Here is a 12,757-nt window from a genome sequence, read left to right on the forward strand (position 1 = left end):
GGGACTGCACAACCGAAGGGGCCAGGCCAATGAGCGAGTTCGACGTCTACCAGCTGCCGGAGGACCACGAGACCATCCGCGCCGCGGTGCGCGAGGTGTGCGACGCACGGGTGGCGCCGAACGCGGCCGAGGCCGACGAGACCGGGGAGTTCCCCAAGGCCTCGTACGACGCCTTGCGCTCGAGCGATTTCCACGCCCCGCACATCCCGGTCGAGTACGGCGGCGCCGGGGCGGACGCCCTGGCCACCGCCATCGTGATCGAGGAGGTGGCCCGCGCCTGCGGCTCCTCCTCGCTGATCCCGGCGGTCAACAAGCTGGGCACGATGCCATTGCTGATCGCCGCCTCCGAGGAGCTGAAGCAGAAGTACCTGCCGAAGGTCGCGTCGGGCGAGGCGATGTTCTCGTACTGCCTGTCGGAGCCCGAGGCCGGCTCGGACGCGGCGGCGATGACGACCCGGGCCGTGCGTGACGGTGATCACTGGGTGCTCAACGGCGTCAAGCGCTGGATCACCAACGCCGGCGTGTCGGAGTACTACACCGTCTTCGCGGTCACCGACCCGTCCAAGCGGTCCAAGGGCATCTCCGCCTTCGTGGTCGAGAAGTCGGACGCCGGCGTCAGCTTCGGCGCGCCCGAGAAGAAGCTCGGCATCAAGGGCTCGCCGACCCGCGAGGTCTACTTCGACAACGTACGCATCCCGGCCGACCGCATGATCGGCGACGAGGGCACCGGCTTCGCGACCGCGATGAAGACGCTCGACCACACCCGCGTGACGATCGCGGCCCAGGCGCTGGGCATCGCCCAGGGCGCGCTCGACTTCGCGAAGGGCTACGTGAAGGAGCGCAAGCAGTTCGGCAAGCCGGTCGCCGACTTCCAGGGCGTGCAGTTCATGCTGGCCGACATGGGCATGAAGCTCGAGGCGGCCCGCCAGCTCACCTACGTCGCCGCCGGCAAGAGCGAGCGCGGCGACGCCGACCTGACCTACTTCGGCGCCGCCGCCAAGTGCTTCGCCTCCGACGCCGCCATGGAGATCACCACCGACGCCGTCCAGCTGCTCGGCGGCTACGGCTACACCCGCGACTACCCGGTCGAGCGCATGATGCGCGACGCCAAGATCACCCAGATCTACGAGGGCACCAACCAGGTCCAGCGCGTCGTGATGGCCCGCCAGCTGCTCAAGGACTGACGACGGTTGTCCACAGCTGCGGGAGTACGCGGCGGCCGGCGTTCCGCGTTACTGGATCGTCGACCGGGATGCCGCGCAGACCGTCACCCAGCACGTCCTCGGGCCGGACGGCGCCTACGAGGTGGTGTCGAAGACGCCTCTGGCCTGGTTGCTGCAGACAGACCCGGCCGAGCACCTCGAAGGCTGAACGACGGGGCCAGGCTGGTCCGGCCCGGCCCCGTCTGCCGCTGGCGGATCAGCCGGCGCGGACTACCGCGGTGGCCGGGTCGCCGTCGACGGCCTGAGCGATCTGCGGGACCAGCTTGTCGAGCAGGTACGGCAGGCTCAGCACCGAGATGAACGACGTTGCCGCGCCCACCTGCTCGAGGTTCTCGACGTAGAGGTCGCGGGCCTCGGTCTTCACCCTGAGCTTCGAGTAGAGCGGATCGGCCTGCACCTTCGCCTTGTCGGTGTCGTATTTGTCGACGATCCAGACGAGCATGTCGACGTCGAGCAGGTCGGTGCGCTCCTTGCTCAGGTTGGCGCCGAACTCCTTGCCGGTGATCTCGTCGAGGCCGGCGGGCAGCTTGAATCCGAGGTCGGCGAGCAGCCGGCCGCGGGGGTCCTGCGTGCCGTACACCCAGTAGCCCTCGTACGTGGTGGCCATCAGGCCGGTCTTGCCGGCGAACTCGGGGTGGTCCTGCTTGACCTTGGTGAACAGGGCCTCGGTGTCGGTGACCAGCTTCTCGGCCTGCGCCTTGCGGCCGACCGACTCGCCGACCGTACGGGTCAGTTCCTGCCAGCCCACGCCGTAGTCGACCTGGCCCTTGGGCTGGGCGACGGTCGGCGCCATCTTCGACAGCTTGGCGTAGTCCTCGGTGGTCAGGCCGGAGTAGACGGCCAGGATGAGGTCGGGCTTGAGCGCCGCGACCTTCTCGAACTGGATGCCGTCGGTGGAGGTCAGCACCTCGGGCTTGGTCGCCGAGCCCAGCGCCGCCGTAGCCCACGGCCAGATCGCGCCCGGCTTCTCACCGAACCACTCGGTCGTCGCGATCGGGACGACGCCCAGCGCCAGCAGGGCGTCCTGCTCGACGAGGCCGACGGTGACGATCCGCTTGGGCTCGGCCTTGATCTCGGCCGTGCCGAACTTGTGGGCGATGGAGACCGGGAAGGCGGCGGCGTCGGCGCCCGCCGAGGCGCTGCCGGCGGTGGCCGCCGGCTCGTCGTTTTCGCTGTTCGGTCCGCACGCGGTCAGCGCGAGGAGGAGCCCGGCCGCCGCCACCGTGGCAGTCCGCCGGATATTGAAGAGCCGCACGGGCTGTTCCCTTCTGCAAAACGCGAGGCCCCGGGACGGGTGACCTCGAACGCGAGTGTAGGTTAGCCTCACCTAAACGCAGAACCCATGGAGCCCACGTTGACCGCCGTCATTGCGGCCCCACCCTCCAGCGCGCACCGAAGGCGGGCGAATCGGCGCTGGATCGGCTTCGCGGCGGCCCTGGCTGTCCTATTTGTCGTGATAATGCTGAGCATCGCGATCGGCAGCCGCACGATTTCGTTCGCCACGGTGTGGCAGGTGCTCTGGCACCCCGACAACTCGGCGGAATCGGCGATCGTCCACGATCTGCGTCTCCCGCGGACGCTGCTCGGCGTCGGGGTCGGCGCCGCCCTGGGTCTGGCCGGCACGGTCATGCAGGCCCTCACGCGCAACCCGCTCGCCGAGCCGGGGCTGCTCGGCGTGAACATGGGCGCCTCGACCAGCGTGGTGTTCGCGATCGCCTTCCTCGGCGTCACCACCGCGTCCGGCTACGTCTGGTTCGCCTTCGCCGGCGCCGCGCTCACCTCGGCCGCGGTCTTCGCGCTGGGTGGCGCCGGACGGCATCCCACGCCGGAGCGCCAGATCCTGGCCGGGATCTCGATCACGGCGGTGCTGGGCGCCGCTGTGTGGGTGGTGCTGGTGCTGCGCCGCGAGGCGTTCGATCGCTACCGGCACTGGGACGTCGGCTCGTTCTCCGACCGCGACTCCGGGACCGTCCTGCGGGTCCTTCCGTTCCTCGTGGCCGGCATCCTGCTCGCTCTGGTGCTGGGCCGCCAGCTCAACGCGCTCAGCCTCGGTGACGACTCCGCCACGTCGGTCGGGGCTCATCCCGTACGCATCCGCGCCTTCGGCCTGCTGGCGGTCACCCTGCTGTGCGGCGCCGCGACTGCCGCCGCCGGTCCGATCTGGTTCCTCGGGCTCGCCGTCCCGTACACGGCCCGCATGATCGTCGGCTCCGACTACCGCTGGATCCTGGCCTACGCCGTCCTTCTCGGCCCGGCCCTGCTGCTCGGGGCCGATGTGCTGGGCCGGGTCCTCGTCATCCCGGCCGAGCTGCCGGTCGGCGTGGTCACCGCCTTCCTGGGCGCGCCCCTGTTCATCGCGCTGTGCCGCCGGCCCCGGTTGAGCTCGCTGTGAGAACGGTCATCCGGGGCGCCGGCCTCTCCGTACGCGTGTATCCGCGCGCCCTTCTGGTGAGCGTCCTGCTGCTCCTCGCCGCGCTGGCGGTCGCGCTGGTCAACCTGACCACGGGCGACTTCCCGGTCCCGGTGGTGGACGTGCTGCGCAGCCTGGCCGGCCGGGGCGACGCCGGCACCGACTTCATCGTGTACGAGCTGCGCCTGCCCCGGGTGCTGGTCACCCTGCTGGTCGGCGCGGCCCTGGGCGCCAGCGGCGCGGTTTTCCAGAGCCTGACCCGCAACCCCCTGGGCAGCCCCGATTTCATCGGCCTGACCACGGGCGCGGCCGCCGGGGCGCTCATCGTCATGCTGATCGCCGGGGGCGGCGGCGTGCAGGTCGGCGCCGGGGCGATCGTCGGCTGCGTCGTCACCGCCGTGGCGGTCTACCTGCTCGCGTTCCGCCGTGGTGTGCAGCCGTTCCGGCTCGTACTCATGGGAATCGGGGTCTCGGCGCTGCTGGAGGCGCTGAACTCGTACCTGATCTACCGGGCTCGCCTCAACGAGGCGGTCGCGGCCCAGGTGTGGCTGATCGGCAGCGTGAACGGGCGCGGCTGGACCGAGGTGGTCATCGTCGCTGTCACCGTCGTCCTGCTGCTGCCCACCGTCATCTACTTCGGACGGAATCTGAAGCTGCTGGCGCTCGGCGACGAGATGGCGGTGCTCCAGGGCGTGCCGGTCGAACGCAGCCGGGCCATCCTGGCTCTCGCCGCCGTGGGACTGTCGGCCGGTGCTACGGCCGCGGCCGGCCCGATCGCGTTCGTGGCTCTGGCCGCCCCGCCGCTGGCCGCCCGCTTGAGCCGTTCGCCCGACGCGGGCATCCTGCCGGCGGCCATGATGGGGGCGGCGCTGCTGTCCGCGGGCGACTGGGCCGCGCAGAACGCCCTGCCCGGCAACGACATCCCGGTCGGCGTGATCACCGCGGCGCTGGGCGGCGTCTATCTGACCTGGTTGCTGTTCCGCGAACGAGGAGCGAGACGATGACCGATCCCCGCCTGCGGGCCGAGGACCTGACACTCGCCTACGACAAGCGGGTCGTCGCCGAGAAGCTCGACGTCGGGATCGCCGACGGCTCGTTCACGGTCATCGTCGGCCCCAACGCGTGCGGCAAGTCGACCCTGCTCAAGGCGCTCGCCCGCGTGCTCAAGCCGCAGGCCGGGGCGGTCTGGCTGGACGGGCAGGCCATCGCCTCCTACTCGTCCAAGCAGGTCGCGAAGCAGCTGGGCATGCTCCCGCAGTCGCCGATCGTGCCGGGCGGCATCGTGGTCGAGGAACTGGTCGCCCGCGGCCGGTTCGCCCACCAGCGGCTGCTGCGGCAGTGGTCACCCGAGGACGAGGACGCCGTGACCGAGGCGATGCGCCTCACCGAGGTGTCCGACCTGGCCGATCGCTTCGTCGACGAGCTCTCGGGCGGTCAGCGGCAGCGGGTCTGGCTGGCCATGGCGCTGGCCCAGCAGACGCCGATCCTGCTGCTCGACGAGCCGACCACGTTCCTCGACCTGTCACACCAGTTCGAGGTGCTCGACCTCTGCGCCGAGCTGCACGAGCAGGGCCGCACGATCGTCGCCGTGCTGCACGACCTCAACCACGCCTGCCGCTACGCCACCGAGCTCATCGTGATGAAGGCGGGCGAGGTCGTCGCCCAGGGCCCGCCGGCCGAGGTGATGACGGCCCAGCTCGTCGAGGACGTCTTCGCGATGCCGTGCCGGGTCATCGACGACCCCGAGACCGGAACCCCGATGGTGGTTCCGGCCGACCGTCATCGACGGCGCGGCGTCCGTACGCCGGAAGCGGCTCGCGCGTGAAGCCTGCGCTCACGAAGCAGCGCCGGCCGATCGCCACGGGCGCGCTGCTGGCCACCCTGCACCAGGCGGGCGAGGTCTCCGTGCCGTTCCTCATCGGCGTCATCATCGACCGGGCGGTCGACGGCGGCGTCGGCGATCTGTTCCTCTGGCTGGGCGTGCTCGGAGCTGTCTACATCGGACTCAGCTACAGCTTCCGCTACGGCGCCCGGGCCGGCGCGCGCGCCTCGGAGCAGGCCGCCCACGACCTTCGCCTCCAGGTGACCCGCCGGGTGCTGCACAACCGCGGCGGCGCCGAGGAGGGCCGGCTGCCCGGCGCCCTGGTCTCGATCGCCACCAGCGACACGGCCCGGGTCGGCGGGGTCGCGGTCGCGATCGTCTACGGCACGGCGGCCGTCGTCGCAGTGGTCTTCACCGCCGTGCTGCTGCTCTGGATCTCGATCCCGCTCGGCCTGCTCGTGCTGCTCGGCCTGCCGCCGCTGATGTGGCTGAGCCAGTTCATCGGCAAGCCGCTGGAGGAACGCAGCGAGACCGAGCAGGAACACGCGGCCGAGGCCTCCGGAGTCGCGGCCGACCTGGTCGAGGGGCTGCGCGTGGTGAAGGGCCTGCGCGCCGAGGAGGCCGCGGTCTCCCGCTACCGGAAGCGCAGTCAGGTCGCGTTGGCGGCCACCGTACGGTCGGCCCGCACCGAGGCGGCCTACCAGGGCGTGGTCCTCACGGTCAGCGGGCTCTTCCTCGCCGTGATCGCCACGGTCGGCGGCATCCTCGCGGTGCGTGGCGAGATCACCGTGGGCCAGCTCATCTCGTCCGTCGGCCTGGCCCAGTTCCTGGTCGGTCCGCTCTCGACCTTCGGCTGGGTCGGCGCCGACTTCGCGCAGGCCCGCGCGTCGTCCCGGCGCATCGAGGCGGTGCTGTCGGCGCCCGTCGCGGTCACCGGCGGCGACGCCACCCCGGTCACCCCGGTCAAGGGCCAGATCGATCTGCGCGTACGGGATGTGGCCCTGAAGATCGCCGCCGGCGAGACCGTCGGGATCGTCGCCACCGACGCGGCCGCCGCCGAACTGCTGCGCCTGCTGAGCCGGTCGTCCGACCCGGCCGACGGCGTGGTGGAACTCGACGGCGTGACGCTGGCCTCGCTGGAACCGGAAGACCTGCGCGCCGCCGTCCTGGCCGTCGAGCACCACACCGAGCTCTTCGACGGCACGATCCGGGCGGCCGTCTCGCTCGACCGCGCCGAACCGGCCACAGTGGACGCAGCGATGGCCGCTGCCGACGCCGACGAGGTTGCCCGGGGCCTGCCCGACGGCCTCGACGCCGTGCTCGGCGACGGCGCCCGCACCCTGTCGGGCGGTCAGCGCCAACGGATCGCGCTGGCCCGGGCGCTGGCCACCGAGGCGCCGGTGCTCGTGCTGCACGACCCGACCACAGCCGTCGACGCCGTGACCGAGGCCCGGATAGCGGCCCGGCTGCGGCAGATGCGCGAGGGCCGCACGACCATCCTGGTCACCACCAGTCCGGCCCTGCTCGCGGTGACCGACCGGGTGGTGTTCCTGCACGACGGCGCGGTCCGCGCCGAGGGCACCCACGGCGACCTGGCCGCCGGCGACGAGACGTACCGGGAGACGGTGCTGGCATGACGACCACTCTGCTCCCGATCGCGACCGGGGCCCGTACGCGCTCGGTCGTCCTCGGATTCCTCCGCCCCCAGCGGGCCCGGCTCGCTGGGGCGCTCACGCTGCTGGTCGCCGGCACCGTCGCGGGCCTGGTCGCGCCGCCGCTGCTCGGCCACATCGTCGACCTCGCCACCAAGGGCGGCAGCACGGGCGACTTCGTGCTCGCGGGCGCCGGCCTGGTCGGCGCCGCCCTGTTCGAAGCGGTCCTGGCCGGTCTCGGCATCGCGCTGCTGGCTCAGGTCGGCGAGGACACCCTGGCCCGACTGCGCGAACGGTTCGTGGAATCGGCGCTGCGACTCCCGCTGGAACAGGTCGAGAAGGCGGGCGCGGGCGACCTCACCTCGCGCGTCACCAACGACGTCGCGGTCGTTGCCGAGGCCGCCCGCACCGCGCTGCCCGAGTTCACCCGCGCGCTGCTGACCATCGTGCTGACGCTCGGCGGCATGGCGGTGCTCGACTGGCGTTTCCTGGTGGCCGCGCTGCTGGCGGTGCCCGTGCAGGCGTACACGGTCCGCTGGTATGCCCGCCGGGCTGTGCCCCTGTACGCGCGACAGCGGGTGGCGGTCGGCGCTCAGCAGCACCAGCTGCTGGCCACCATCGACGGCGCGACGACCATCCGGGCCTTCCGCATCGCCGGCGAACACAGCGGCCGGGTGGCTGCTCGCTCCCAGCGGGCGGTGGACCTGCTGCTTCAGGGCGTGGCGTTGCAGACCCGCTTCTACGCCCGGCTGCACGTCGCCGAGTTCGCCGGCTTGGCCGCAGTGCTCGCGACCGGTTTCTTCCTCGTACGCGGTGATGCCGTCAGCATCGGCACGGCCACCGCCGCCGCGCTGTACTTCCACGGCCTGTTCAACCCGGTCAACGTGGCCCTCGCCCTGGTCGACGACGCCCAGGCCGCCGCCTCCGGCCTGAACCGCCTGGTCGGTGTGGCGTCCCTGACCGCCGCGGCCCGGGCCGAGGCCGAGCCGTCCGACGCGCCGTCGGCCATCGAGGTCCGCGGCCTCACCTTCGGCTACCACCCGGATCGCCCGGTGCTGCACGAGGTCGACCTCACCGTGGCCCGAGGCGAACGGGTAGCGGTGGTCGGCTCCACCGGAGCCGGAAAGACCAGCCTGGCCAAGGTGATAGCCGGCGTCCACGACCCACTCTCGGGAAGCGTCGCGGTGCCCGCCGGTGAGGTCGCCCTGATCACCCAGGAGGTCCACGTCTTCGCGGGCCCCCTGGCCGAGGATCTGCGCCTGGCCCGCCCCGCCGCCACCGACGAGGAACTGCGGACGGCCCTGGCCGCCGTGGACGCCCTGGACTGGGTGTCCAAGCTCCCCGAGGGACTCGAGACGGAGGTCGGCTCGGGCGGTCACACCCTGACGGCCGCCCAGTCCCAGCAGCTGGCCTTCGCCCGCCTGATCCTGGCCGACCCGCCGGTGGCCATCCTGGACGAGGCGACGGCCGAAGCCGGCAGCGCCGGAGCCCGCCTGCTGGAACGAGTGGCCACCGCGGCCCTGCAGGGCCGCACCGCGGTGATCGTCGCCCACCGACTGACCCAGGCCGTGACCGCCGACCGGGTGGTGGTCCTGGAAAACGGCCGGGTGGTACAGAACGGGCCGCACGAAGCCCTGGTGGCCGAGCCCGGCCCGTACGCCGTTCTCTGGCAGGCCTGGTCCGGCCAGCGCACCCACTGAGCGGCGGTCGGCCGCCATGTCGCCGTCGGTTTGCCGGGATCCCGGCTAGTCAGGCTCTCTGCTAACCAGGTAGCCTGCCTAGCCATGACTCCACGGCCCTGGCTGCACGGGTTTCTCGATCTCTGTCTGCTGGCGATGCTGCGGGAACGGGCCGACTACGGCTACGGGCTCTCGCAGCGGCTGGCCGCGGCCGGTGTGGCCGATGTGCCCGGCGGCACGCTCTATCCGGCTCTGCTGCGGCTCGAGGAGCAGGGGCTCGCCACGCCCAGCTGGGCGCCTTCCGAGGCTGGGCCGCGTCGCAAGTACTACGCGATGACCGGTGCCGGACGCGATCTGCTCGATGGTCAGGCCGCCGACTGGCGCCGGTTCCGCGACGGTGTCGACGCGCTGCTGAGCGCCAGCGAGGTGCGTCATGACTGACTGGCCCTCGGCATTCGAGGCCGAGCTGCTGCGCCTCGGGGTACAGCCCGGCCGGGCCCGGCGGCTCGCCGATGAAACGTCGCAGCAGGCGGCCGAGACTGCGGACGCGCCGGGGGAGGTCTTCGGGCCCGCGCACCTCTACGCCCGCCATCTGGTGGCTGAGCTCAGCGCGCCGGGTGCGGCTTCCCCGCGTACGAAATTCGAACCCGGCCCGATCCTGCTGAGCCTCACCGGAGTCAGCAAGCGCTATCGCCGCCAGACGGTCTTCACCGGCGTCGACCTGACCGTGCGCGGGGGCGAGGTCGCTGCCATCGTCGGAGCCAACGGCTGCGGCAAGTCCACGCTGCTGCGCATCTGCGCCGGGCTGACCAGGCCCAGCGGCGGCACCGTCAAGCGCACCCGGCGGGTCGGCTTCGTTCCGCAGGACGGCGGGACGGCCGGCTGGCTGACCGCCGAGGAACACTTCACCCTGTTCGGCGCGGCGGCGGGCATGGTGCCCGGGCGTGCCCGGTCCACCGGCGTCCACCTGGCCACCCGCCTCGCCTGGCGGCCGGGCCGGCAGCAGCGCGCCCAGCAGATGTCCGGCGGTACCCGGCAGAAGCTCAACCTGGTGCTGGGCGAGCTGCACGCGCCCGATCTGCTGCTGCTCGACGAGCCCTACCAGGGCTTCGACCAGGGCACCTATGTGGACTTCTGGCAGCAGGTCTTCGCCTGGCGCGACGCCGGCCGGGCCATCGTGGTGGTCACCCACCTGCTGCACGATCTGCAGAACGTCGACCACGTGCTCGATCTGGGGGAGCGATGACAACACTCGTGGTGGCCACCCTCTCGACCCGCGAGGTCGGGCGTCGGTGGGCCGCGCTGGCCCTGGTGATCGCCCTGCCGTTCTGGTTCTACCTCGTCCGCCGCGACGCCACCGGCCAGTCCATGCGCATGCTGGCGCTGGGCATCGGCTGGGCGATCTCGACGCTGACCCTGTTCGTGGTCAACGCGTCCCGCGGCGTCGATCCGCGGCTGCGCCTGACCGGCGCGCCGGTCATCGGCATCATCGGCGGCCGGCTGCTCGCCATGACCGGGGTGGGTGTGGCGCTGGCCGGCGGTTACTGGATTCTGACCTGGCTGGATCAGGACGTGCTGCACCTGGGGGCGGCCGCGCTGATGATGCTCGTCTCGGCCGTCGTCGCGGCCCCGCTCGGCAGCCTGATCGGCGCCCTGCTGCCGCGCGAGCTCGAGGGCGCTCTCGCCCTGCTGAGCGTCGTGGCCGTGCAGATGCTGGCCGACCCCGCCGGTCTCACCGCCAAGCTGATGCCGTTCTGGTCGGTGCGCGAGATCGGCACGTACGCCGTGGACGGCGGCAGCTTCGACATGGTGTGGCACGGTCTGGCGCACGCCGGGGTCACCTGGCTCATCTGCGCCGGCGGCACCCTGGCCCTGTTCCAATGGCGCCTGCGGCTGGCCCGCTATCCCGAACCGTGACCTGCCAGGATGGGATCATGAGCCGTCTGTGGTCCGTGCTGGGAGTTCCGTCGAGTGCCGGAGCGCACACGCCCGGGCTGGAGCAGGGGCCGGCCGCTGTCCGGGCCGCCGGCCTGCTGAGCGATCTGCGCGCCGCCGGCCTTCAGGTCGACGACCGCGGTGATGTGCCCGGCTTCCGCTGGCGTCCCGACCCCGAGCGGCAGAACGGCCAGAACGCCACAGCGGTGGCCGCGGTCGCCGACGATGTGGCGGCGGCCGTGGCGGTCGTTCTCGGCGAGGGGCGTACGCCGTTGGTAGTGGGCGGCGACTGCAGCATCACCGTCGGCGTGATGGCCGGGTTCGCCCAGGCGGCAAGGGATCCGGCACTGCTCTACATGGACGGTGGGCCCGACCTGTTCACGCCCGGGACGAGGGCGAACGGCAACCTGGACGCGATGGGTGTGGCCCACCTGCTACGACTGCCCGGCCACCTGCCCGAGGTCGCCGCCGTCGGCCCGCCGCTCACTCCCGACCGCGTGGTGTCCTATGGGGACGCGCTGCCCGCCGAGGGCCCGGACGTTGAACGCGACCTGCTGGAAGAGCTGGCCATCACCCGCATCTCGGCGCTCGACGTGCACCGCGACGCCCACGCGGCCGCCGCCGAGGCACTGGCCGCGGCCGAGTCCGCTGGCGAATCCTTCGTGCTGCACTTCGACGTGGATGTGCTGCGCTTCGCCGCCATGCCGATCGCCGACGTCCCCGACTCCGGCGGCGAGCCGATCGGCCTGTCCCTGCACGAGGCGATGACCAGCGTGTCGGTCTTCGCCCACAGTCCACGCCTGGCCGCCGTGGTCCTCACCGAGATCAACCCCGACCACGCCCCCGACCCCGAAGTTCTGAGCGACTTCACCACTGCCCTGGCCGCCGCGCTGGCCGTGTGAGCCGTTGCGCCGCTGAGCCGTCGGGCCGCTCCGCGCTTCCGTGGCGGGTAGCCACTTTCCGGGCCGTGCAGCCGCTTTCGTGCTGCGTGGGCGCATGGCCCGCTCTTTTTTCTCGCGCCGCTCTAGTTCCCCGCGCTGCGTCGGCGTCTCCGCAACGCGAGCGGTGACGCTCAGGTGTCTCGCGGACAGTGTGACCGGCAGCACAAACGGTCAGGCAAGATCAGCCGAAAGTACGTATAAGCCTCCCACCGTCCCTTGCGTCCGATATGCCACGATCTGTGGCGTAAGGCAGGAACCACTTGGAGGTTGAGATGAGCAAGACTGCTCGGATGTTCACCATGCTGGGCCTGGGCCTGATGGCGGGCGCGACGATCGGCGCCGGCCCGGCGCTCGCCGCTGGCAGCGCGGACGCGTCGGCCGCCAAGCCCGCGACCACGACGAAGGTCCAGAAGCACGGTGACCGCGACCGGGTCGCCGGCTACTTCCGCACGCGGAGCGCCTGCGAGCGGGTCGGCCGCATCGGCGAGTGGCGCGACCGCTGGGACGACTACGACTGCGACCGGGTCCGCTTCGGCTTCAAGCGTGGCCTGTGGGCCCTCGAGGTCGAGCAGAACTGGCGTGGCGGCGGCCGCGGCCATGGCCCGTTCGGCGGTCACGGCCACGGCCACGGCCACGGCGGTCACGGTCACCGTCGCTGATCCCAGTGTCAGCCGGCTGGAAAGCTCAGCGGCCGTGATGCCCCGAACCGTCCCGGCATGAGCCTTCCGGCATGACAGGTAGCGGGTTCGAGAGTTCCGTCCATGCTCTCGGTCCCGCGCCTGAACCACCCCGGTACTCGGGCCGCATCGTTACGATGCGGCCCGAGCGCCTTTCCGCTCGGCGCGAGCGCCGGCGCGGCAGCCCTCCACTGTGCCCAGTCACAACCGAACGCAGAACGGTCGCCAGCTTCCTTGCTCGAAAGCGGGCGCGTTTCCGCTTGGCGCGAGTATCGGCGTTGCCCCGCGCGCAGTATTTAACTCTGCCCCGGTCGGACTCGGCGCAGAACGGTGACCGCCTCGCCCCGGTCGGACTCGGCGCAGAACGGTGACCGCCTCGCCCCGGTCGGACTCGGCGCAGAACGGTGACCGCCTCGCC

Annotated in this window: 13 protein-coding genes; 12 read left to right on the plus strand and 1 reads right to left on the minus strand. The window is 71.8% G+C overall.

Annotated features, from left to right (window positions below; genetic code table 11):
• Positions 1 to 29: 29 nt before the first annotated feature.
• Positions 30 to 1,184 (plus strand): acyl-CoA dehydrogenase family protein, encoded by a 1,155-nt coding sequence (locus LXN57_RS20680; protein ID WP_251799808.1) that lies wholly within the window; start codon positions 30 to 32, stop codon positions 1,182 to 1,184.
• Between the two features lie 16 nt (positions 1,185 to 1,200).
• Positions 1,201 to 1,371: a Uma2 family endonuclease gene (locus LXN57_RS20685; RefSeq protein WP_285904652.1), complete on the plus strand. Its 171-nt coding sequence runs from the start codon at positions 1,201 to 1,203 to the stop codon at positions 1,369 to 1,371.
• A 48-nt stretch (positions 1,372 to 1,419) separates the two neighbouring features.
• Here the strand turns inward: LXN57_RS20685 and LXN57_RS20690 are convergent, their stop codons facing one another.
• A complete protein-coding gene (locus tag LXN57_RS20690; RefSeq protein ID WP_251799809.1) occupies positions 1,420 to 2,478 on the minus strand; it encodes an iron-siderophore ABC transporter substrate-binding protein in 1,059 nt (352 codons plus the stop codon).
• 87 nt (positions 2,479 to 2,565) lie between these two features.
• On the opposite strand from LXN57_RS20690, the gene LXN57_RS20695 reads away from it, so the two are divergent.
• From LXN57_RS20695 to LXN57_RS20740, 10 genes are all read left to right on the plus strand, one after another.
• Positions 2,566 to 3,615, plus strand: coding sequence for a FecCD family ABC transporter permease (locus LXN57_RS20695; RefSeq protein WP_438872893.1), 1,050 nt, complete (start codon positions 2,566 to 2,568; stop codon positions 3,613 to 3,615).
• Complete coding sequence (locus LXN57_RS20700) at positions 3,612 to 4,637, plus strand: FecCD family ABC transporter permease (protein WP_251799810.1); 1,026 nt, start codon at positions 3,612 to 3,614, stop codon at positions 4,635 to 4,637. Before LXN57_RS20695 ends, LXN57_RS20700 begins: the two co-directional genes overlap by 4 nt.
• A complete protein-coding gene (locus LXN57_RS20705; protein WP_251799811.1) occupies positions 4,634 to 5,458 on the plus strand; it encodes an ABC transporter ATP-binding protein in 825 nt (274 codons plus the stop codon). The genes LXN57_RS20700 and LXN57_RS20705 overlap by 4 nt, the downstream gene beginning before the upstream one ends.
• Positions 5,455 to 7,092, plus strand: coding sequence for an ABC transporter ATP-binding protein (locus LXN57_RS20710; protein ID WP_251799812.1), 1,638 nt, complete (start codon positions 5,455 to 5,457; stop codon positions 7,090 to 7,092). Before LXN57_RS20705 ends, LXN57_RS20710 begins: the two co-directional genes overlap by 4 nt.
• Complete coding sequence (locus LXN57_RS20715; protein WP_251799813.1) at positions 7,089 to 8,807, plus strand: ABC transporter ATP-binding protein; 1,719 nt, start codon at positions 7,089 to 7,091, stop codon at positions 8,805 to 8,807. The genes LXN57_RS20710 and LXN57_RS20715 overlap by 4 nt, the downstream gene beginning before the upstream one ends.
• 84 nt (positions 8,808 to 8,891) lie before the next feature.
• Complete coding sequence (locus LXN57_RS20720) at positions 8,892 to 9,227, plus strand: PadR family transcriptional regulator (RefSeq protein ID WP_251799814.1); 336 nt, start codon at positions 8,892 to 8,894, stop codon at positions 9,225 to 9,227.
• Positions 9,220 to 10,032 carry an ATP-binding cassette domain-containing protein gene (locus LXN57_RS20725; RefSeq protein ID WP_251799815.1) on the plus strand — a complete coding sequence of 271 codons (813 nt, stop codon included), beginning with the start codon at positions 9,220 to 9,222 and terminating at the stop codon, positions 10,030 to 10,032. The genes LXN57_RS20720 and LXN57_RS20725 overlap by 8 nt, the downstream gene beginning before the upstream one ends.
• A complete protein-coding gene (locus LXN57_RS20730) occupies positions 10,029 to 10,703 on the plus strand; it encodes a hypothetical protein (RefSeq protein WP_251799816.1) in 675 nt (224 codons plus the stop codon). Before LXN57_RS20725 ends, LXN57_RS20730 begins: the two co-directional genes overlap by 4 nt.
• 17 nt (positions 10,704 to 10,720) lie before the next feature.
• Complete coding sequence (locus LXN57_RS20735) at positions 10,721 to 11,623, plus strand: arginase family protein (protein ID WP_251799817.1); 903 nt, start codon at positions 10,721 to 10,723, stop codon at positions 11,621 to 11,623.
• A 311-nt stretch (positions 11,624 to 11,934) separates the two neighbouring features.
• Positions 11,935 to 12,321 (plus strand): hypothetical protein, encoded by a 387-nt coding sequence (locus tag LXN57_RS20740; RefSeq protein ID WP_251799818.1) that lies wholly within the window; start codon positions 11,935 to 11,937, stop codon positions 12,319 to 12,321.
• The last annotated feature ends 436 nt before the right edge of the window (positions 12,322 to 12,757 follow it).

Source organism: Paractinoplanes hotanensis (genome assembly GCF_023717965.1).
In the GTDB taxonomy this organism is placed as follows: Bacteria; Actinomycetota; Actinomycetes; order Mycobacteriales; family Micromonosporaceae; genus Actinoplanes; species Actinoplanes polyasparticus.

Coding starts and splice junctions, on each gene's coding strand:
- LXN57_RS20680 (WP_251799808.1), top strand. CDS start 30: ATGAGCGAGTTCGACGTCTACCAGCTGCCGGAGGACCACGAGACCATC.
- LXN57_RS20695 (WP_438872893.1), top strand. CDS start 2,566: ATGGAGCCCACGTTGACCGCCGTCATTGCGGCCCCACCCTCCAGCGCG.
- LXN57_RS20705 (WP_251799811.1), top strand. CDS start 4,634: ATGACCGATCCCCGCCTGCGGGCCGAGGACCTGACACTCGCCTACGAC.
- LXN57_RS20715 (WP_251799813.1), top strand. CDS start 7,089: ATGACGACCACTCTGCTCCCGATCGCGACCGGGGCCCGTACGCGCTCG.
- LXN57_RS20720 (WP_251799814.1), top strand. CDS start 8,892: ATGACTCCACGGCCCTGGCTGCACGGGTTTCTCGATCTCTGTCTGCTG.
- LXN57_RS20725 (WP_251799815.1), top strand. CDS start 9,220: ATGACTGACTGGCCCTCGGCATTCGAGGCCGAGCTGCTGCGCCTCGGG.
- LXN57_RS20730 (WP_251799816.1), top strand. CDS start 10,029: ATGACAACACTCGTGGTGGCCACCCTCTCGACCCGCGAGGTCGGGCGT.
- LXN57_RS20735 (WP_251799817.1), top strand. CDS start 10,721: ATGAGCCGTCTGTGGTCCGTGCTGGGAGTTCCGTCGAGTGCCGGAGCG.
- LXN57_RS20740 (WP_251799818.1), top strand. CDS start 11,935: ATGAGCAAGACTGCTCGGATGTTCACCATGCTGGGCCTGGGCCTGATG.